General features: G+C 62.6%; 17 protein-coding genes and 2 pseudogenes. 11 read left to right on the plus strand and 8 right to left on the minus strand.

Going from position 1 to position 20,052, the window contains the following annotated elements:
* Positions 1-7: 7 nt before the first annotated feature.
* From AC1DGI_RS09310 to AC1DGI_RS09325, 4 genes and pseudogenes are all read left to right on the plus strand, one after another.
* Positions 8-508: pseudogene (locus AC1DGI_RS09310) on the plus strand (recombinase family protein).
* Positions 505-2,874, plus strand: coding sequence for an ATP-binding protein (locus AC1DGI_RS09315; RefSeq protein WP_476898569.1), 2,370 nt, complete (start codon positions 505-507; stop codon positions 2,872-2,874). Before AC1DGI_RS09310 ends, AC1DGI_RS09315 begins: the two are co-directional and overlap by 4 nt.
* Positions 2,871-3,752: a pentapeptide repeat-containing protein gene (locus AC1DGI_RS09320; protein WP_476898570.1), complete on the plus strand. Its 882-nt coding sequence runs from the start codon at positions 2,871-2,873 to the stop codon at positions 3,750-3,752. The genes AC1DGI_RS09315 and AC1DGI_RS09320 overlap by 4 nt, the downstream gene beginning before the upstream one ends.
* 43 nt (positions 3,753-3,795) lie before the next feature.
* A complete protein-coding gene (locus AC1DGI_RS09325) occupies positions 3,796-4,599 on the plus strand; it encodes a Cof-type HAD-IIB family hydrolase (RefSeq protein ID WP_476898571.1) in 804 nt (267 codons plus the stop codon).
* 261 nt (positions 4,600-4,860) lie between these two features.
* Here the strand turns inward: AC1DGI_RS09325 and AC1DGI_RS09330 are convergent, their stop codons facing one another.
* The 3 genes and pseudogenes from AC1DGI_RS09330 to AC1DGI_RS09340 form a co-directional block, all read right to left on the minus strand.
* The gene (locus AC1DGI_RS09330) at positions 4,861-5,511 is read right to left on the minus strand and encodes a hypothetical protein (RefSeq protein WP_476898597.1); all 651 of its coding nucleotides are present in this window, start codon (positions 5,509-5,511) and stop codon (positions 4,861-4,863) included.
* Positions 5,512-5,631: 120 nt separating this feature from the next.
* Positions 5,632-5,730, minus strand: a pseudogene (locus AC1DGI_RS09335) (DUF2510 domain-containing protein); the annotation flags it as partial.
* Positions 5,731-7,016: 1,286 nt separating this feature from the next.
* Complete coding sequence (locus AC1DGI_RS09340; protein WP_476898572.1) at positions 7,017-7,304, minus strand: hypothetical protein; 288 nt, start codon at positions 7,302-7,304, stop codon at positions 7,017-7,019.
* Positions 7,305-7,484: 180 nt separating this feature from the next.
* Between AC1DGI_RS09340 and AC1DGI_RS09345 the strand changes: the two genes are divergently transcribed.
* Both AC1DGI_RS09345 and AC1DGI_RS09350 read left to right on the plus strand, forming a co-directional pair.
* Entirely contained in the window at positions 7,485-7,985 is a 501-nt protein-coding gene (locus AC1DGI_RS09345; RefSeq protein WP_476898573.1) for a hypothetical protein, read from the plus strand.
* A 90-nt stretch (positions 7,986-8,075) separates the two neighbouring features.
* Positions 8,076-8,261 carry a YegP family protein gene (locus AC1DGI_RS09350; protein ID WP_476898574.1) on the plus strand — a complete coding sequence of 62 codons (186 nt, stop codon included), beginning with the start codon at positions 8,076-8,078 and terminating at the stop codon, positions 8,259-8,261.
* 54 nt (positions 8,262-8,315) lie between these two features.
* Here AC1DGI_RS09350 and AC1DGI_RS09355 read toward each other — a convergent pair whose 3' ends face one another.
* The 5 genes from AC1DGI_RS09355 to AC1DGI_RS09375 all read right to left on the minus strand — a co-directional run bounded on the left by AC1DGI_RS09355 (position 8,316) and on the right by AC1DGI_RS09375 (position 13,440).
* The gene (locus AC1DGI_RS09355; RefSeq protein ID WP_476898575.1) at positions 8,316-8,525 is read right to left on the minus strand and encodes a hypothetical protein; all 210 of its coding nucleotides are present in this window, start codon (positions 8,523-8,525) and stop codon (positions 8,316-8,318) included.
* Between the two features lie 1,070 nt (positions 8,526-9,595).
* The gene (locus tag AC1DGI_RS09360; RefSeq protein WP_476898576.1) at positions 9,596-9,775 is read right to left on the minus strand and encodes a hypothetical protein; all 180 of its coding nucleotides are present in this window, start codon (positions 9,773-9,775) and stop codon (positions 9,596-9,598) included.
* A complete protein-coding gene (locus AC1DGI_RS09365) occupies positions 9,750-10,070 on the minus strand; it encodes a hypothetical protein (protein WP_476898577.1) in 321 nt (106 codons plus the stop codon). Before AC1DGI_RS09365 ends, AC1DGI_RS09360 begins: the two co-directional genes overlap by 26 nt.
* 435 nt (positions 10,071-10,505) lie before the next feature.
* Complete coding sequence (locus AC1DGI_RS09370; RefSeq protein WP_476898578.1) at positions 10,506-10,895, minus strand: hypothetical protein; 390 nt, start codon at positions 10,893-10,895, stop codon at positions 10,506-10,508.
* A gap of 1,390 nt (positions 10,896-12,285) precedes the next feature.
* Complete coding sequence (locus tag AC1DGI_RS09375; RefSeq protein ID WP_476898579.1) at positions 12,286-13,440, minus strand: hypothetical protein; 1,155 nt, start codon at positions 13,438-13,440, stop codon at positions 12,286-12,288.
* A gap of 1,117 nt (positions 13,441-14,557) precedes the next feature.
* On the opposite strand from AC1DGI_RS09375, the gene AC1DGI_RS09380 reads away from it, so the two are divergent.
* The 5 genes from AC1DGI_RS09380 to AC1DGI_RS09400 all read left to right on the plus strand — a co-directional run bounded on the left by AC1DGI_RS09380 (position 14,558) and on the right by AC1DGI_RS09400 (position 19,744).
* Entirely contained in the window at positions 14,558-14,821 is a 264-nt protein-coding gene (locus AC1DGI_RS09380; protein WP_476898580.1) for a hypothetical protein, read from the plus strand.
* 421 nt (positions 14,822-15,242) lie between these two features.
* The gene (locus tag AC1DGI_RS09385) at positions 15,243-16,745 is read left to right on the plus strand and encodes an esterase/lipase family protein (RefSeq protein WP_476898581.1); all 1,503 of its coding nucleotides are present in this window, start codon (positions 15,243-15,245) and stop codon (positions 16,743-16,745) included.
* A 124-nt stretch (positions 16,746-16,869) separates the two neighbouring features.
* Entirely contained in the window at positions 16,870-17,550 is a 681-nt protein-coding gene (locus AC1DGI_RS09390) for a response regulator transcription factor (RefSeq protein WP_476898582.1), read from the plus strand.
* 113 nt (positions 17,551-17,663) lie between these two features.
* Positions 17,664-18,749: a sensor histidine kinase gene (locus tag AC1DGI_RS09395; RefSeq protein WP_476898583.1), complete on the plus strand. Its 1,086-nt coding sequence runs from the start codon at positions 17,664-17,666 to the stop codon at positions 18,747-18,749.
* A 14-nt stretch (positions 18,750-18,763) separates the two neighbouring features.
* Positions 18,764-19,744 carry a hypothetical protein gene (locus AC1DGI_RS09400; protein WP_476898584.1) on the plus strand — a complete coding sequence of 327 codons (981 nt, stop codon included), beginning with the start codon at positions 18,764-18,766 and terminating at the stop codon, positions 19,742-19,744.
* Positions 19,745-20,052 lie beyond the last annotated feature (308 nt).

The raw sequence follows: 20,052 nt of genomic DNA on the forward strand, positions 1-20,052 counted from the left end.
AGCCGGCGTGGATGAAAAGTACGTCTACTCTGATCAGCTGTCCGGGGCGAACGCGGCGAAGGAAAGGCCCGGCCTGTCGGCGCTCCTGGCGTTCGCGCGCGAAGGGGACACAGCGCTGGTCTAACATATTGGCCGACTTGGACGATCCCTGATCGACGTCCCGAACACGCCTTCGGGTCGTCTCCAGCTGGGATTGTTCGCTACCTTGGCGGAATACGAACGCGAGCTCATTAATGTGGGAGTTCGCGCGGGAGTCCAGGCCGCCCGGGCCCGGGAGTGCGGTTCGGTCAAAGGCCCGTCGACGAAACAGAGGTTGAGGACAAGATCAAAACCGCCCGCAGGCTCCTCACCGAAGGCAAGACGGACCTTTCTCCATGAGGCAAAGTATTCGGCTACCCGGAGGTTTTTTACGAGTCAACGCGAGTCCTTGACCTTGGCTTGGGCCACCAATAGCATGAACCCACTATCGCCGATCCGGTGCGATGTGGGGCGTCTGGGGTGTCGGTGAATCGCAATATTGTCGGCGGGTTGTATGGCCGTGACGCTGAGTTGGCTCTGATCAATCGAACACTTGAGCGCGTCAGCAAAGGAGAAATCGGTCCGGCGGGAGCGGTGATCATGCTCAGTGGCTCCAGCGGGGCGGGAAAGTCGGCACTCGCCGAAGCTGTGTTGGTGGCGGCGGCGCAGCTAGGGTACGACTGTGTCCGCACGGCGTGCGAACCCTTCCATGAAGGGATGAGCTACTTCCCCGTGCGGGAGCTCGTACGGCAGATGGCCGAGGGTCGGTCTGTGGGAGAAGTCGTTGCTGAGCAGTTCGGCGCGGGCTCGTCTGAGGTCGAGATGGCGGCTGTGAGTGAATCCATCTCTGCTGACCCATCGAGCCGCAGAGAGGCCATCGTCGCCACGTTCACGAATGTGATCATGGGTGCCTATCGCGTAGGTGGCTCCTCGCCGAAGCTGCTGTTCATCGATGACCTCGAGCACCTGGACGTCGGCAGCGCCGACGCACTGATCTGCTTGGTCTCGCGCCTGAGCGAAGGACCCGTCGTCATTCTCGGAGCTTTTCGCTCCGACCGGGTGGCGGAGCCGGCGCATCCTGTCCGTCCCGTCATAGCTTCGGCGCGACGTATGGAAGGGATTTACCAGAACCACGAGATCCGGGGCTTTGACATAACGGGCTTCGGTGCGCTCTTGGAGTCTTTGCTCGGCGGTCCTACGAACCTGCCGGAGGCGGTCACAAGGAAGCTCTATGAAGAGACCGAAGGCAATCCGCTCTTTACCCGCGAGCTCATCCGGATGCTCTGCTCACCCGACCCGAGGTCAGGCCGGGTCTCGCTGAGCAGAGTCGACGACGTCTGGCTATTCGACGGTGACATCGGGTCATGGGACATTCCCGATTCCGTGGAAGAGGTCATCGCCTCCCGACTAAACCTGCTCGACGTCGAAGAACGGCACGAACTCGAGCTCGCTGCAGTCGTCGGTCGCCGGTTCGCGTTCGCCGTGCTCCACGGACTCATGGAGGCAGGCGAGGACGAGCTCCTGCGCGATCTGGAGAAGTTTCTTGACGTCGACTTAATTCGTGAGCTCCAGACAAATGACGAGTCCTTTGAGTTCTCGCACGGCAAGATCCGCGACGTGCTCTACTCGCAGTTGAGTGGATTGCGCAAACGCCGGCTTCACGCTCAGGTCGCCGAGGTCATCTCTAATCTGCGCGCGAGCTCGAACGAGGACTGGGACGCCCTCATCGGTGAGCACCTGTATCTGGCCGCCAAACACGCCGATGCCTTTCCGTACCTCCTCCGGGCGGCACGCAACGCGCAAGCCACGGGAGCGTCCTCTGAGGCTGCCGCGCTATTCGGCAAAGTGCTGGTGTCCTCGGACGGAGTCGTGTTCGACGGTGACGACTCACGGGCTTCAATCCAGCTCGAACTCGTGAACGCCTATATCAGCGCGAGCGAGGTTGCAGATGCTGGGCGACTGCTCGCAAAGCTGACTGGTGCAGAGAATCCCTCCTCAATCCGGGCCGTGGCGCTCGGATTGTTGGGCGACGTGCTCCTTTTCGAGGGGGAGATCGACCAGGCGCTCGAAGCCTACGAAGAGAGTCGACGGCTGGCGGAGGCTCTCGACGACACCGAAGCTCTGTGCCAAGTGCTGTGCGATTTGGCCGAACTTCACGGCCGTCAATACGAGCGGCAGGCTGGTATCGCACCAGCCAGCGCCGAGAATCATAGGATCGAGTATGTCGCGCACGTCGACAAAGCGTTCGCGATGCGGGCCGGCCTCTCTCCCGGCCCCCTGCGGGCTCGTGCACTGCGGAACAAGGCGAAGCTGTCACGCGTGTCCGGCGATCTGTCAGTCGCGGAGAGCCTTTACCGCCAGGCTATCGACGCAGTGGACAGCCGAGTGGCGAGTCACCGATTCCTCATTCCCTATGCCAAGACGCTTCGGCGGGCGGGTAAAGCGAACGAGGCGCTCGAGCACATCGAGCGTGTCATCTCGTGGAGCACTCAGGTCGGTTCGGCTCGGTCACAGGCGATCGGCTGGCAGTATAAGGCGACATTCCTCATGACTCTCGCGAGAGATGAAGAGTCCTTCTCCGAAGCGAATGCGACAGCCGAGCGCGCCCTGCATGGGCATCAATTAATTGGCTACGCGCAGGGTATTCGCGAGACCGAGATCGTGCTCGGTGAGATCGCACTGAGGACCGGCGACCTCGACCGCGCGCTTGAGTGGTTCAGTTCGGCCGCAGACGCGCGAAACCTCGAACGCAACGAACTGTTGGAGGCGATCGCGATCGAACTCGACGCCAACGGAGAGGAAGATCGCGCGGCCCTAATCCGCGATGCGATCGAGGCCAAGGCAGTCACCGCATGAAGCGACGCTGGTCGAAGCTTCACTCGACGAGCCTTCCCGCCCTGATCGTCATCGGCGTCATTTTCGTGGTCGGGATGACGATGTGGGCCCTCGGACCCCCGGAGGGGGACAAGTACTCAAATCTAGGTATTAACCTCGGAGTCGGCGCCGTTCTCGGCTTGGCCGTCCTGTACGTTGAGGCACTCGTCCGGCGGACCGAAGCGGAGCGAGAGCGCCGTCTCGCTGAGGAGCAGCGGTTCGTGCAGACCCTCATCGCCGCTCCCGACTTGACTGAGATCCGTATTCCTGGAAGAAGTCTGGCAGGTATTGTCCTTGCTGCGCGCGATCTGAGCGGTGGCGACCTCTCTTCGACTGATCTCACGCGCGCAGACCTCCGAAAGTCGGATCTCTCGCGGGCCGACCTAAGTGGCTCCAGCGGGGTCGGTTTGAATCTGCACGGTGCGACTGTCGACGCGCTCAAGGCGCGGGGTGTGGACTGGACGTCGGCGAATCTCGCACGCTTGGCCGGTTCAGATGCCGATTTTACCGACGCCCGGATCGCCGACTCGTCCTTCGCGGATGTCCGGCTTCCCCGAGTCGTGCTCGACCGCGCAGACTTAGAGCGAGCGGATCTGCGCCGCGCCGATCTCTCGGACTGCAGGGGCGACGCGGTCGTTCTTCGCGGTGCGGATCTTCGGGGCGCGAGTCTGCGTGGAGCCAGACTTAGGGACGCTGACCTGCGCGACGCTGATTTGCGTGCCGTGGACCTACGAAATGCGACGATCGAGACGCCCGACCTGCGCGGCGCTGACCTTCGCGACTGCAACGTCGAGGGGCTCGTCCTACGTGAACCGATCGTCGATGATCGGACCCGGCTGCCCGTTCTGACTCACACCTGATTCAATCAGTTCCCACCCGCACGAGGAGACCGAAGCCATGGCCATGTTTTGCACCGACATTGACGGTACGTTGCTTAACCCGGATCGGACACTATCCCGGCGCACGATCGATGCCGTCCGGGCGATCCGTGCTGCGGGTCATGCCTTCGTGCTGTGTTCTTCGCGTATGCCGGAGTCGATGCGGATCCTCGAGCGGTTGTACGACGGTGCCGATGAGCCACTGATCGCCTACAACGGCGGGCTCGTGCTGTCCCGTTCGGGCGCGGTGGTGCACGATGTTGCGATCGCGCCCGAGCATGCCCGCAGGATCGCCGAATACTGTTCCGGCGTCGACCTGCATGCGAGCTTTTTCGCCGGTGAGGACTGGCACGTCTGGGGCAACGATCCATGGACGGCGCGTGAGATCAACAACACCGGTGTATCGCCTCACGCGATGTTGTCGAAGGAATACATCTCCTCCGACCGGGTCGATGTCCATCCGCCGCACAAGGTCATGTGCATGGGCGAGCAGTCGCTGGTAGACGGGATCGAGGCCCTCCTCAGCACCGAGCCTGGCGTGGTCACCTACCGTTCGAAAGACACCTACCTCGAGATCGCCAATGCGGCATGCTCGAAAGGTCTCGGCGTCGTGGCCGCCGCCGAAGAGCTTGGCTATGACAAGGGCGACTGCTATTTCTTCGGCGACAATTACAACGACATCCCGGCCTTCGGCGCCGTGGGAACCTCTATCGCGGTCGCGAACGGCAAGCAGGCGGTGCTCGACGCGGCGACCGTCACCACCGCTCGCCACCACGATGATGGTGTCGCGGCCTACCTCGAGACATGGCTCGCCGCGGCCGGGGCATGATCGCCAAGCGCGGGCTTTCCTTGGGTCGGCCTTTGAGTGCAGGGATTCCCGGGAGCCAGGGACGCACACGGCAGAGAACCAGCAGACCGCCTAACAGAGCGGCTCCAGAGCCTGCGGTGTGTGCCGCCGACTTTCCGGCATTGTGAAATTGCTCCAGCGCCCAGGCCAGTACAAGTGTGTCCGATCCCGACACGGTCTTCAGAATAACCACGCGGCGCCGCCCATACCGTGCGTGTCTGTTGCGGGGCCGGGTTGCCGCGGCTAGCTTCCCGGCGAGGAACCGCCCGTGGCGTCACCGCGAGTTAGCGCTGCTCGGCGGTAGTTCTCGATGGACGCAATGGTCTCCGCGGCCGCGCGGCTAAAAAGCAGGGGCGACAGCGAGATGTCCCAGCCGCCCGACATCCGCCGCGACCACAGCAGCTGGGCTGTAAGGCTTTGCTGCGGGGCAGTGATCAGGTCGTAGTTGACAAGATCCTTGTATTCTCCCGTCGCTGCGGCTTGGAGAATGGCGGCGGGATCGATCTTCGCAGGGATTATGGCGATGCCGGAAACCCGCCCCCATTTGGCAGCGCTTCTGGCCAGCTTTATCTGCGCGGGGGTCAGCGAGTGGATGTAATTGTCGAAGTTCCGCAGTCTGATCCCGAGGACTTTGGTGCGGTTAGCGCCCGCAGAGACGTAACCGACGCCAACCCGCTCCACGTCGCACCAAGGGATAAAGCCCCCGGAAATGGGACGCATACCCCCTGCCTCGAGGCGGAGTGCCACACGGTTGTTTACATAATGTTTCAACGCCATGCCGCCGGCGCCGCCGAAGAACCCAATGGACACGAGCCCGAGTATTCTCTGCGGGAATCCGCCAGTAAGGAGCATATACAGACCGCCGATAACGAAGAGTCCGTAGACCGCGGCCAAAACGATGATTCGACTTGTCGGTATGGTGAAGTCCAGGGGCTGAATTTCGCTAACTTCCGGTGCGGGCCCGGCGGGCGGCGACGCGGTTGCCGGTGGGGGATGTGGTGCAAAGCGGGGCCTAGCCGGCAAAACGCGTTGGGTCCAGTTGGATCCGTCCCACCATCTCTGATTTCCGGATCCGTCGTCGTACCACCCTGGAGAAAAGTTCAACACAGACACCTCCGTGATCCCTGGCTACGGTTCGCCCTGGAAGGCGTCAGCACACCGATGGCGATAGACACACAGTGGACTTCGCTTGGGCCCCTTCGCAAGTCCCCGTGAATGTGCTGCCCGACCGGGGCGTCGATTCGTTGTTCGTCATAGTCGACGCTGCCTCAGCCGGAGCCTTGGTCATCCCGACGCTGAGCAACCGGGAAACAGGGGCTAGGGGCACCTGCTCAACGTCATCCGTGCCGCCGAAGACCGGGCGGGCACTTCCGTGGGGACTTCGAAGCCTCGCTGTACGCCGTCGTTACCCAGGCCCTTGTCGAAACAACGACTACATTGGGCGAGAGATTAACGCACAGCGTGAAACTGCCGTGGCGGCACTGTCACGGCAGGTATCTGGGTTGGGGCGCCTGAGAGGACAGAAATGAGGCTGTGCACAATGTGCACACCCTGGGCTTCGGATCGGGTCGTATTGGTGCCGGACTGGACCGGATTGGGGAGGTTTTCGGGGGAGGGGCGGATTTGCAAGGCCCGGAGTCCGGTTCGAGTCCCACCTCGGGCACAGTGTTTTCCCTGTTCAGGGGCTTCTTGGTGTTTCTTCGTATGGACAGTGTCCACGCCCTCGCCTCTGACCTGTATATCGGGTCTGTGGGTCCCCGACGGTCTATTGGTTGTGTGTGGGAGCGGCCGTCTACGGCGGTATCGCCCTGTGGTGTCTTTGGTGGGCCTTCATCCTTCTCCGTCCTTTCCGTGGGGTTTTTTTCGTTCACCACTTCATGGTGGCCGGGGGCGCTTACAACGTGACTTGCTGAATATTCTATGGGTGGGCCAAAGATGCGCAGGGCGGCGAGCTCTTCGGGGGTCATGATGATGCTGTAGGGTTCCATGGCCTGTATGTGTGGGGCTGGGCCACGAAACCTCACCGCTCAGTTCTCTGACAGGCCTTGAAAGCCTGGGCTTCTTCGGTGATGGATTCCGGTCCCCAGTCTCCGGAGTGGGTCCATTTGGCTTTCCAGACGCCGCGCAGGGCATCGACCCGGGCGAGGATGGTTCGAAGGCCTTGATGTCGGCGCGGATGCCTTTGGTGGCCGCTGCGGCCTCGTTTTGCCCGGCGTTGCGCAGGCTCTGGCCCATCGTATCGAGGGGGTCGGTGCGCTCCAGGAGCTCCGTCAGGGAGTACCGGCTGCAGAGGTAGTCGAACGACCCGCCGCTCACGGCTTGATGATCCGTCCGGTCTTCGGGTCGATGACCGGGAGGCGGATTCCGCGGGCGAAGGCGTTGGGGGCGGGGCTTCGGGATCAGGCCGCGTCGGCGGTCAGATCGTCTTTGTCTTCGATCATCATCCAGAGGGTCTGGTCATCCAGGACCGGGTTGTTCGCGGCGTTCCGGCGGGCCATGACGTCGTCATTGTCGGCGGCAAGTTCCTGCAGGGTTGCCAGGGCCACGTTCGGGTTCGCGGCGACAAATTCGCGGTACCAGCCAGCATCCGAGTCGTGCTGACCGCGGTCACCGGGCAGGTTGATCAGCTCGTGCAGGCGCTCGGGCGAAGTTTCGGGGTTCTGGGCTTCATCGCGGAGTGAGGTCATGGACTCCATGTGTACGGAAGGGCGCGCCGTGTTCACCGCGGGCCTGTCCCAGGATTCGTCGGGCAGGTGGGCCTTACGCTTGTCGGCACCGCACGGGGGGCCTATGATGCGCGGATATTCGTCAGGGATTTTCCCGTGCCCATGGGGGGACTTTTTCGCAAGCTACGAAGGAGCACCCTCATGAAACGCGCCCTCATACCCATCCCCCTCCTGTTCGGACTCTTCGCAGGGTCGGGCGCCGCAGTCGCCGCGCCACCAATCCCAGAGGTTAGGTCGACGGAGACGCTCGACTGCCCTGGGTTCCAGGTAGAGGGTCAGTTCTCGGGGTCTTACAAGTTCATACTTCAGCTTCATCACATCCACGATTCGAAGCCCTACTTGCTCTGGACCGAGACGGGGGTCGATTCCAAAGTCACCTTGACGGCCCTGACGTCGACACCGAAGACTGTCAGTTACTCAATCAACGGGTCCAGGAAGACGGCAGCTCAGTCGGACCCCTTCGACTTGGTCTTTACGGCGACCGGAAGAAACCTGATGATGGTGCAGGCAAGTTACGGCACTCCAGGCATTTTCCTCTCGGTGGGCAAGGTGACGTGGACTCAGCTCGGGCCGGTGTACCCGAACGGGGGAATGACCGGCCCGGGCAAAATAACTGACGTCTGCCAGGTGCTGGCGCCGTAGGCCCCGTGCGATATAGCCGAGCAGTCCTGTCGGCGAATAAGTTACGTCATCGGCCGACCGGCCGGATCCACGGATGCAAAGGAGCGTCCCATGGCAGGTACATACGAGGTCTACAAGGACAAGTCCGGCGGCTTCCGGTTCCGGCTCAAGGCCGCGTACGGCGAAACGATCGCGTCATCGGAGAGCTACAACACGAAGGCCAGCGCTATGCACGGTATCGAGTCCGTGAAGAAGAACGCCGGCTCCGACGTCGTAGAACTCACCGAGCAAACCTGACCGGCAAAGCGACAACCCTTCACACCGCAACGGTAGGCCGGGCTTTCCGCTGACTTAGCGGGAATTCTTCCCGCTCACGACCCGTGCGAGCACGGCACGGACCGGGCAGATGAACCAGACCAGGGCCGCGGAGAGCAGTGCCACGCCGATGATGAAGATTGGTGCCGGGTTGAACGCCTCGGTGCTGGACGCCTTTGCTGTCGACTCTGCAACTGGCGATGCCGACGTCGGGGCGTTCGGCGTTGCTGACGGGCTCGGCGTCACGGTTGCCAGAGGTGTCGCTCCAGCAGGAGGCGCTGCAGGTGTCGCAACAGGGGCAGCAGCTGCCGGAGGAGCCTCCGCAGGAGCCGCATCGGCGGGGACTCCCGTGTCCGCACCGACTGCCGGACCGTACTGCGGCACGGCAGGAACAGGGGCCTGGGCCGGTGCCTGATAGCCTTCGCCGGTCGGTGCCGGGGCATATTTCTGGGACCGGGCAGCGTTTCGAGCCGAGGCCTGCACGGGCGCCTGGTACGCGGGGGCCGGGGCATGGACCGGCGCGGGCGCGTAAAAGGCGGGGGCTGGTGCAGGTGCCGGCTGGGGAGCGGGCGCCTGGACGCGAGGCCGGGGAGGGGGCACGCTGCCGTAGGTCCCGGGCCCGCCGTTGCCGGAGCTGGATCCGCCCGTGCCGGTGCCGCCGGCGCCGTTGTCGTACCGTGGGCGCCCAGGAACCCGGTACCGGGGATAGGACGGTTGTTTCCCAGGGAAAATCCGGGCGGGAATCGGACGTAAATCCCTGATCTCCGGTTTTGGACCCGCGTCCGCCTTCCACCGCTCCCAACGAGTTGGTTTTGGCGTGCCTTCCGGCACCTGCTTCGCCGGGTTCTGTACTGCCTTACTGTGTGCGGCCGGCCGCGCGATGTGTCGGCCCCTGGCCGGAAATCTTGCCGGCACCCCCCGCAGCGGCCAAGCCGCCGCCAGGACAGTGCCCGGGCGTGGAATTCAGCGATCGTCGGGGTACCGGAAGGGTCCGCGGGGATGCTCAGAAGGGTGACCGGATCACCCAGATCGGCCTCCAACCCGGTGCCGTCCAGAGCGCTCACGAACCGCCTCACAGCAGTCGATTCCAGCACCGTTTCGAGGGTCTCCGGCGCCGTCGAAAACAGGTCGTGACGGTGACGATTTCCTGGGCTCCGGAGGACCCCGGAGCCCAGGGGAAAATCGGTCCTCAGCCGGGGTGCCGGATCCATTCCCCGTTGGTGCCTCCGGCACCCCTCACGGGCAAGGAACACTCACGCTGCAGTGCTGGCACTGCCCTCGGTGAGGCGGTGCGCGGCGGCCGCCTGGACCTCGTTTTAGCCCATGTCGCGGACCGTCCCGGTGGACAGATCGTAGACGAAATGGCGGCGCCGGAGGTGCCCGTTGGAAGAGTCCAGATCCAGGATCGTGACCTGCCGGACCTCCGGGTGGCCGTACTCCGGGGAGGGCCCGAGCGTGTACGGGAAGTCCTCATTGGTGCGCTGTTCGGGGGTCAAGCCCGGCATGGTCACGGACCGCGGCGAGGACCTCCTCGAAGGGCAAGGCAAGCTCACTGACGAGCCGGGCGAGGTCCTCGGCAGGGCCTTCCTGGGCGAGCAGCGGGGCTGCCGCATCACGGAAATACGCGAGCCGGTGGGCGAGTGCTTCGGCGCCTGCGGCGATCCAATCCAGGTCGAAGTGATCCGCGAGGACCATTTCCATCCGGGAGGCCATGTCGAGGTATTCGGCAACCGTCCGGTCGAGTTTCGCGGAGGGGAGGTCGACGGAGGCAACGGTGAGGTCAGCGGTCATGGCCACCATGGGTGGGGACCGGGGCCGCTGAACTACCGGTGAGCACCGCCGTCATCACCGTCCCGGCAGTGGCCGTCGCCGGGTCCTGCGTGCTGCGCAACGGCCACAACATGATCACCGTCTCGATGGACCTCACGGCAGCCAACCCCCGGTCCACCCACATGCTCCGGGTCTTTAGCCCGGACGGGAAGCTTCGCTACAAGGGGACGCCGCGGCGCTGCCGGGTGCCACTTTCCGGGTTCCGGGCAACGAAGACGCCATGGCCGGCACGTGGACCTATGAGATCCACGACGAATACACCGCCGCTGGCGCCCGCACGGGCTGGGCGGGCAAGACCCTGAACGGCAGCTTCTTCTGCCCGGCCAATCCGGGCTAGCCCTCGGGCGACGGACAGCGGCGCCGAAGCATTGCCCCGACGCCGCTGCTGTTGTCAGATCAGACCCAGATGTCCCGTGTCGCCGACCCGAAGTAGGCCTGCGAGTGGAATTCCCCGCCGGTGACCTTCGGTCCAAACGGGTTCCACCAGGACCGGTTGCAGTTGATAGTCCCGGCAATCGTCGCCGTCCAGGACCCGCCGGGGACATTGAACGTCTCATGGTCGCCGGCAACGGGGTAGGCGATATGCGAAATCGACGGCACCACGGCCAGTTGTACTGACTTGACCGACGAATAGCCCCACGGGCARTTGCCGCTGCCGACGTGAACCGTCAGCAGGTGCGGTCCGGAAGCCGCTTCAGCCGGGGCAGTGAACCCCACCAACAGCAGGCCTGCCACACCGATGGATGCGGCCGCCGCGCGTAGGGCGGCGGGTTTTCGTTTGAACATCTGGACTCCTCCATGCAGAACGGGACGGGTACCGGGAAGCGCCCGCCGTGCCCGTGCCGGGCCACCCCGGCGCCCCAGTCGAAAGCAGGCGGCCTTCGGGCCAGACAGCCGCCCACCTTTCGCGGACGGCCGGACGTGATGCCATTTTGTTGGAGAACCCCGGACTCATACCCGAGTGGTTTCTACTTGGATTCCCCCAACGATCCTGGGCCGGAAAGGGTACCCGGAGAGCTCACAGTCGGGGGAGTGGGCCTCGTGTGACCGTGCCCTATTTGGCCTGGTCCAGATCCCAGTCGTCGTTGTCCCTGCCGTCGCGGGTTTCGATGAGCGGCCCGAACTGGACGTCGGGTCGGTCCGTGGACAAGACGCGAAGCTGGTCGGCAACGTCCCGCCACATGCCGTCGGACCAGGCCCGGATGTCGGTGCCGTTCTCGCGCAGGAACGCGTCCAGGCCGACTTCCGGTAGACCAGCCGTGCCCCGCGCTTCTCGGCGACGGGGCCTATGCGCAGGGACCTCAGCAGGTACATGAGCGTCGTGCTGAGCGGGAAACCGACCGGGCCGCTGAGGTAGGCCACGGCCTCATGGGTCGTCATCTCCATGTCGGCAGCCGGGTCCTCGACGTGGTCCGGACTCATCGAGACCTCTTGACTTCAACGAACATTCCGGGGTCGTAGCACCGGAACTGTGGCCGGGCGCGCCGGCGCGGGGGAGCTGTATCGCGGCCCACCACAACCTGAGGTCTCGGTTAAAAGCCGGTCAGTGCTTCTTTGTTGTCGGATCAGCCGTGATGACCGTGTTTTTGACCCAGGGATCGTGCAGGTCGCAAGTGATCATGACGACGCGGCCCGGCACGGCGCTCCATATTGGCGCGGTGCTCAACTAGTGCCGTCACTGAATCTATAGTCATGAGCGGAGCATAGTCCGACCGTGCGTCATTTAGGCGCAATGCCGGGCCGGAGGAATCCTTCACCCCGATGCTTCTCATTAACGAAGGACTCCGAGACCACTTTGAATTGAGAACCGAGGCGCTGCTGGCTCGCAGCTGTGAGTGCCCGCTCGGAATGGCGGCTGGGACGTTGTCACATCACTGGGTCGCGAAGTCTTCCACTGAGTGGCGCGAGGCCAGCTACTAGTCCGGGCCGTAATGAAGGCAGGCCTCGGCATGGCCAGGCCCTGATCAGCTGCCAGGACCCGTCCGGTGCGGTGCCGACATCGATGCTGAACCCGCGCGGCTGGTTTCATGCGGTGACGTCAGCGACGRCCAACCCGAAGTACTCTGTTGCCTTCGTCTGGTCGGTCGGGTGTGGCGCCTTCGAAGAACTCGCTGCGGCGCCTCGGCCGCGGCTTGGCGGCCATGCCCGAATGATCGCCAGACCTGGCCATTGAAGGTCAGGATGTTTTGTCGAGGACCCCGTCGCTCCAGTACGTCCAGTCATCCACTGCCCCAACCGGGTATCTCGGATCGTTATCCGATATGGTCTTCCCAGTGGTCAGGTCGATGACGGGCTGCTGATCGGTGGTCTGCAGGTAGACCTTGTTGTTGTAGATAGCGCGTAGCCTAACCTGAAGTTGCTTTGCTTTGGCGTCGTCAAGAACCCAGGCAGGTTTGCCGGTGGCCGTGTCGAGCACACCAAAGGGCTGATCGAAGCTGCCGTCCATCGGTTCTATCTGGACAGGGAAGACCAGATTGGAGTGCGGGTCGACGCCGGTTACCTCGTGCGGCAGCGTAACTGGCTTGCCAGTAAGGGCTTCGAAAGAGTAATCGGCGGACCAGCTGTGAATCCGGATGTACTTGAACATCTCGGAACGTCCACTGTAGGAGGCTGCGCTGCCAACAAAAGCTACGACATCGGTGCTACCGCAGCTCGTTTTGTCGGGCAATGTTCCGGCATCCAGAGTGTAAAGGACTTTCCCGCTAGCCACCTCTGTCCCGGTGAAGACAGGACACGCGGCTCCGTTCTCCTTTGTGGCCCCATCTGTCTTCAGCACGACGGCGCCGAGGACTGGCCCCTCCAGATACCCGACCTTCTCCCACAGCTTCGTGCCGGTCTGCGCGTCGAAACCAGTGGCCTTCACGTCTGCCATGGTCGTGTTCGGACCCTCCACGTCGTAGGCCACGGCGGTGCCGTTGGTGGAACCCGTGAGGCCGTTGATCCTCACATCTTTGCTGTCGTTGGAGAGCACATCTGTGCTCTTGACGATGGACATCGTTTTGGGGTCAATGACGGCGATGGACCAGATGTACTTCTCTGGGTCCAAGCCCTTGGCCGGCTGGCGGACTTGTAAGGCGGCGGCGAGCAGCGGCTTGTCCTTCGTTCCGATGCTCGTGTAGCTCTCGCTTTGGACGTCGTTGCCCGGCAAAAGAGATTTCCCGCTGAGGACCACCTCCCCGTTGCCGATGACATACAGGGCGGCCTGGCCGTCGATACGCGGCACGCCGCCTTGGCCAAATGAAGGCTTGTAGAGGAAATGACCGAACGGCTGGTAGCCGGYAGGAGCCGACGCGTTCGCTATTGTGGGCGTCGGGGTTGCTATTGCAGTCACCGTCGGCGAGGGGCTGCTTGGAGCGGGTTCTGAACCGCCGGCCGGCGGGACGGACGACGTACCAGTCGGGCTCTGGCACCCCGCCAGAACCAGCGCCAAAGCAGCCGCCGTAATTGTCGAACAAAGTCTTAGGTGCATACCGTTTGACACTGCAAAACCCCCACGTCGATTCTGGAGCTGCGTTCTGCAACCAAGCTGAGCTGTTAACGCTTCACCGGTTGAGGTTCACTGCGCCCATGGATATGGACGGCACTTACGCCGACCCTGTGACTCTATGCGCCCGGCAACAAATGCCGCTCATGTCCGAAGAGAAGTCCTGCGAATGTCCCCATAATCGGGGACGCTGTGGTGCTGAACTGGCGAAGCGGAGGGCAAAAGTTCCTTCGTCCCCCTGGGCTCGGTCCGGGATTGAACCGGTACGCAAGTAATGGGGACCAGATTCAATCCAGGAACAGGAACAGGAACAGGAACAGGAGAAGGCGCAGGATCAAAGGTGCCGGTGCTGCCTTTACGACTTCGCGGTGAACTTCTTGCGCCGGCCGCTTTCGTGCGGCGGGCATTGCCAGCGGCGATACTTGGCGGAACGCTTGTAGTTGACCAAGTCATTCGCCCCTCGAGCAGAAAGATCTTGAAAGCTCCTGGGCTGCGGTCGGTGGGTCCGGTCGGACTGACGCGGCAAAACTGGCGAGGCAATAGCGCTTATCTGACATGTAAGACCAGATGCGCCTACGCAGACCTCCCAGGAGCCCCCGGATGTGCCTGTCCCTAACTATGTGAGCGAGAGCGGTCCAAGGAGAGTAACAATCGCAGGCGGTGTCCCCCCTTGTGAGGACATCGCGGCCGATATGGGAGGGAAAGCTTATTGCCCCGCCCCAGCTGCTACTAGCCTCCAACGAGGACCTGGTAGTGCCGAAATGGCAAAATGGTCCGGCCAAAGAAGGCAGGCCAGGCTTGCCGCATTCGCAAATTGGGGGCCCGCCACAAGCACTCGCATCCAAGTCGCTTCTTCTTCTCGCGCCACATTCACTTACGGCCGAAATTACTTACTGAGACTGCTCCTACCACCGAACCCGGTGTCCTCAGGGACACGGCCCACCGCATCTAAGGGAGACCCATCATGAAAAAACTCATTAGCGCCGCCGCCGGTCTTGTATTGCTTGCAGCCCTCACTGGCTGTGGCGCGTCCGGCGGAAACACCACATGCAAAGATTTCCGGGCATCCGACTCGAACAAGCAGACACAGACGATTACCCAGATTCTCAAGGACAAGGGCGAGAACTCGCCGAGCCCGCTTAAGGTGTCCGCTTACAAGCTGACGGCAAAGGGATTCTGCGAAGTGAAGAGCCCGGATTCCAAGCTCAGCGGCATGTCTGGTAGCTAGGACGCAGGCAGCAGCTCATGTCTAGAAGACGCCGCCGGCTACTCGTTTTGGTTCTCGTCGTCCTGGTTGGAGCGGGCGGCGCCATCAGCTTCTACGCCGTCCAGGCCGCCCAAGGCCAAAGCGTGCCCCACGCTACCAGCGGGCCTGTTCCGGCGCCGGTCGCCGAGGCTGTCCAAAGCCTGCCATCGGATCCTGCACTGTATGTATCAGCACAAAGCCCGGTCCGCGGAAGTATCGGCTCGGCCTTTCCACCAGGCACACGGACAACAATCGTGCAGGACACGTGGTCCCAAACTGTTGATAATCAAGGCCTCGTACAGGTAGCCATCACGAGACCGGACAAGAGCGAGGAGAAGTTCGCGGCCATGATGGTCCTTGAAGACGGAAAATGGAAAGTCCTCGCTACAGTACCGGTCGAAAAGTGAAGCGGCTGTCTGTCGGTGCCCTGGCAAGCATCCTGACGGTGTGCTCCTTCATCGCGGCGGGGGCCCCAATGGCTCCGGCTTCGGCCGCCAACGAACTGCGTGTGCCAGCTGCAGGCCCGGCGAGCGAATTTCCGGACAAGGTCTGCCCCGATGTCGTGCCGGCCCCGGCGAACGAGAAGGATACCGCAGGGAACCCAATCACGCCCAGGCCCCTCGAAGGAAAAAGATCAGTGCCGGTAATTCTCGTTCACGGCTGGAATGGGGCTCCCGATACCTTCACCCATCCGATCGACCTCTTCGCCGACGGAGGGGACGGAGGCGACGGGATGCGCATCCCGTTTTCGATCACTGGTCAGCTGCAGAACATTCCGGGCCTCGCCGTCTATGACTTTGACTACAGCCAATACTCAGACCGGTGGGTGACCGATGAGCATATCGGCCCGAAACTGGCGTCGGCGATCAAGTGCCTGACTGACCATTACGGGACGAAGGCGGAAATCATCGCCCATTCAATGGGTGGGCTGGCTGCCCGGTTTGCCTTGGCCCAGGACGTCTCCGGATCACCGATTCGTGATCGGGTCTCGGCAGTCGCGACCCTGGGGACACCGAACACCGGGTCTGTCGTTGCCACAGTGGCGAGCATTGCGTTGAATACGGCGACGAGGCAGAAGGGCTTGGTCGGGGATGCGGCGATCGCAGTTTGGCTCTTCACCCAGGTTTGTGGCCGGGAAATTACCAAAAGCACAAAGAATCTGCCCCCACCATGTTCGAACGTTCCGGCATGGGCTGCCGGGTTCGATTCGGATGCTGCCCGTGCCATGCACGTAGGGTCAGTTGAGCTCGCTGCTCTTCCCCAGTGGCCGCCAAATATTCCGGTGACTGCCGTCCAGGGCTCGATCATGTTGCGCGGCCTGTCATTGTTCGGGGCAGGCGACATCAGCGGAGGGTTCAACGATGGGGACTTCATCGTGACCAATTCCTCAGCATCAGCCTTCAGCACCACTATTAAGGACGAGACGTGCGGTTACTCCCTCTCAGCCGTGTTTGATAAGTCAGATACACGGGTCGACGCCACGAGAGATGGCGTGGCACCTCTTAGGAACGGCAGCCTTAGTCTTCTCACCGGTCCAACCAATCCGTGCTTTCACGCGAACCTGCTACGGACCATCAACGGGACCAACGTAGCGGTCGGGGCCATCAAAGCAGCAGCCGAGAACACCCCGCTGCCAAATACGCCCGAGACCCCACCGCCGCCAGCGTCCTCGCCGTCTCCGACGGCGGCGGCACGGTCGGGAGGCAACCAGGGTGCCGAGACACCTTGTTCGGTGTACGTGACGATGACGTCAAGTGAAAAGAACGCCGTCATCGTGGGGGTTGCAAGCGATAACAACTGGAAGGACCGGAGTGCGGCCATGATCAAGCTAGGCCAATACTCTGCGGACCTGTTCTGCAAGGTCCATTCCGGCGACGCCAGGGTGGGGCGGATCGATACCGGGTAATGGCGATTCCGCGTGCGCGTCTTCGCCTTGATCTGGGCGGGCGCGTCACACTTGGATCAATTTCCGTTGGCGTGGAAACTAATGCTAGTCACCGGCGACCGGTGACTCCAAGGGGGGCGAAACAGTGGCTGAGAAATCAGTGCGGGCTAGTGTCATCGACGACCACGAAGCAGCAATGATCGGTCTCGCGGGAGGCATCTTCCGGGACGGTAAGTCGCCAGGGGTGATCTTCGCCGGCATGGCACCGACCGTTGATGCCTTTCTGAGAGCCGGGGGCAACATCTGCGATGTCGTCGCGCTGGACCTTCACTTGGCCGACGGCTCCAGGCCAGGAGAGAACACGGCAAGGCTGATTGCGGCCGGTTACAAGGTGCTCGTCTTCACCGGAGGGGATAACCCCGCGTACCTTCAGGAAGCCCTCGCCAGCGGCGCACTCGGCGTCTCCTTAAAGTCTGAACCGATCGCCGAGACGGTGGATAAGCTCCGCCGGGTTGCGGCGGGCGAAACGATCGACAATCTGGAACTCGCCTCCGCAATCGACATGGATACGGACTTCGTCGAAGCCAACCTCTCGCAGCGGGAGCAGGAATGTCTTGCCCTCTACGCAACTGGTTACGCCCAGGCCCAGGTAGCCCGCCGCCTGAACATCGCAGCCAGCACGGTGAAGACTAACATTGACCGGGTCCGTGAAAAGTATGTTGCCGCGGGCAGGCCCGCGGACACGAAGGTTGAGCTGTATATCCGTGCCGTCGAGGACGGAATACTGCCGCCGCCAAGGCCGATCCGACGGCGCACCGGGCAGTGAGAGTTTTCGCGCCCGCCCCCTCCGGCATGTCCGCGAGGGACACGCACAACTTGATGGGGCGGGGCATCTCCGCTTTCGCTCTTTTGCTTCTCCTGCAGGCTTCCGGCGAGGTCATGACCCAGATGCAGTGGACTGCGGAATGGTGGGAGGCGACGTTCCTCTGGGGATTCCTCGGCGTGCTCCTCATGTTCGTTTTCGCCTCACTCCGGGGCCGCGGGCTGACCTGGTCAGCGGCCATGCTTTCGGCCCTCGTTTTGTTCGGTTTGCTGCTTTGGCCTGCGGCGGTGCCCCCGGATGTTCCAGCCACGATCGGGAGCCCATGGTTGTGGGCCATGATAAACGTCGGTGCTGTCTGGTGCGCCTTCGCATTCGGAACCATTCCTGGTTGTGTTTACACAGTGCTGATCGGCGGGGTCTTCGCGGTAGTCCGGACCTTGCCCCAGGGTGCTTCAGCGACCTGGGAGGTCGCATTGCAAGATGCCTCCTTCGCAAGCGTGCTCGGGCTGATCATCTGCCTGACGATCGGCATTCTCCGCACCGCGGCATGCAGGGTCGACACAGCCGCCGAGAGCGCTATCCGCAGCTACCGCGAGGCGGCCGCCGAGACGGCATTGAGCAATGAACGACTGCGTCTGGACGCCCTACTTCACGACAGTGTCATGACGGCGCTGATCACCGGAGCCCATGCAGCGTCGCCTCGTGAGCGCCTTTCAAGTGCTGAACTGGCGGTCAGCGCTCTGCAGCGCCTCGAAGATCAAGGCAGCAAAATCGAAGAGGCAGCCCCGGCAACCGCTGCTGAACTGGCGGCCCGTATCCAGTTCACCGTTGGTGACGGTGTTGAGAATCTGGAGGTCATCGTTTCCCTCGACTCCCGGGAGCACCTTTTCCTTCCGGGCGAGGTAGTAAGAGCGGTGTTTGAAGCGACAACGGAAGCAGTGAACAATGCGGTCCGACACTCCGGGGCAATACGCTGCCAGGTACAGGTGAACTGTCACAAATCCGGGAACTCGGCCAAGTTGGCAGTGTTTATCAAGGACAACGGCGCCGGCTTCAAAAAAGAGGCAGTCTCGGATCGCAGACTCGGAATCAAGGTATCCATCGTGGGCCGCATGGAAGCCGTCGGAGGTGCGGCGAGCATTGCGTCAACGCTCGGCGTCGGCACCGAGGTCCGGCTCACCTGGACGGGTGCTGCGGCATGATTCGGGCGATCTCCATGAACGTGATGATCTTGCTCTGCTCTGTCTTCGCCATCCTGCACGTAACCTTGGGAGTGCTGGCACTGGACGTAGTTTCCTCATCATGGCAGTCCCTGGTGGCCATGGCCATCTACCTTGCAGCAACGGTCCTGGTACTCACGCCGGGAGCCGGCCGTCTCTCCCAATGGCGCACCTACACCGCCGTCGCCGCCGTTGCTGTGATGACGGTCTTGGTGGACAGCGTACTTCCCACACATGGATGGCCTGGGTACGCCTCCTGGCATTTGGCTGCGGCGTACACCTTGATGGTGGTGACCAATCTGCGCGGACGCGTTGCGGCGTCTTGGTTAGGGGCAGCCTGCTCGACCCTACTCGTCACCGCGTGGGCGGCGGGAACGAGCAACGGGCTGGTGGGCGGACTCATGATGAATATAGCCACCGTGGGCTGGCTGACCATTGCATCTGGGATCGGTCATCTTTTGCGGACCAACGACGGAAAAATTGCCCTGTATAGCGCCGACGCGCAGGCCGCCGCCGACTGGTATGCCGCCGAGCGCGCCTTCAACGTGACACGGACCCAGTGGCTGGAACATGTCAGGGAGGTTGCTGTTCCTGCACTGTCCAAGGTTGCAGACCCTCATCTTGAGCTGTCAGACGCCGACCGGCAGGAGCTTCGGCTCGTTGAAGCGCAGCTCCGTGACGAGATCCGCGGCCGCGTCCTGGCGACGGATGAAGTTGTTGCTGCCGCCCGCCGGGCAAGGGAGAGGGGCGTGACCGTCCAGATCCTTGATGACCGGCGACAAGCTCTCGCACCACGCATGCTGGCTGCTGTTTCAGAACGGGTCGTTAACATCCTCAACCAGACAACGAGTGGCACAGTCACCGCCCGGGCCCGGCCTAAGGGCGGCCGCTCTGCGGTAACGATCCTTTCTTCAGGCTCTGACGGGAAGGAAGAGCCGACGCTGATCGAGCTTTCCGACCGGAACCCGGAAACATAGGGCCATAGGCAACAGCCCTTGCCGGTGTCGCGCGGGTGCACTGCCCAAAATGGTGTTCTCATACGGTGCCGAAGACCGAGCTTCCCTCCACGACTTGGCGGGTTGGCCCCGCCAGCTAGCGTGAAATTTGGGACTGCGAACAAGCAGCAGCTTATTGCTGCACCTTAGGCCCAGTGGGACTAACTAGACGATATGAAGTGTGGCGGCGCCCGGTCCTGACGGTGGGACTGGAACCTCGGGTTCAAAGCGATTCGTGGGTTGCCGGTCCGGGTCTTTCCGCACGTAGGCGCGGGGGTGTGGACTGGCAG

This window comes from Arthrobacter sp. 05N428_2 (assembly GCF_056397065.1).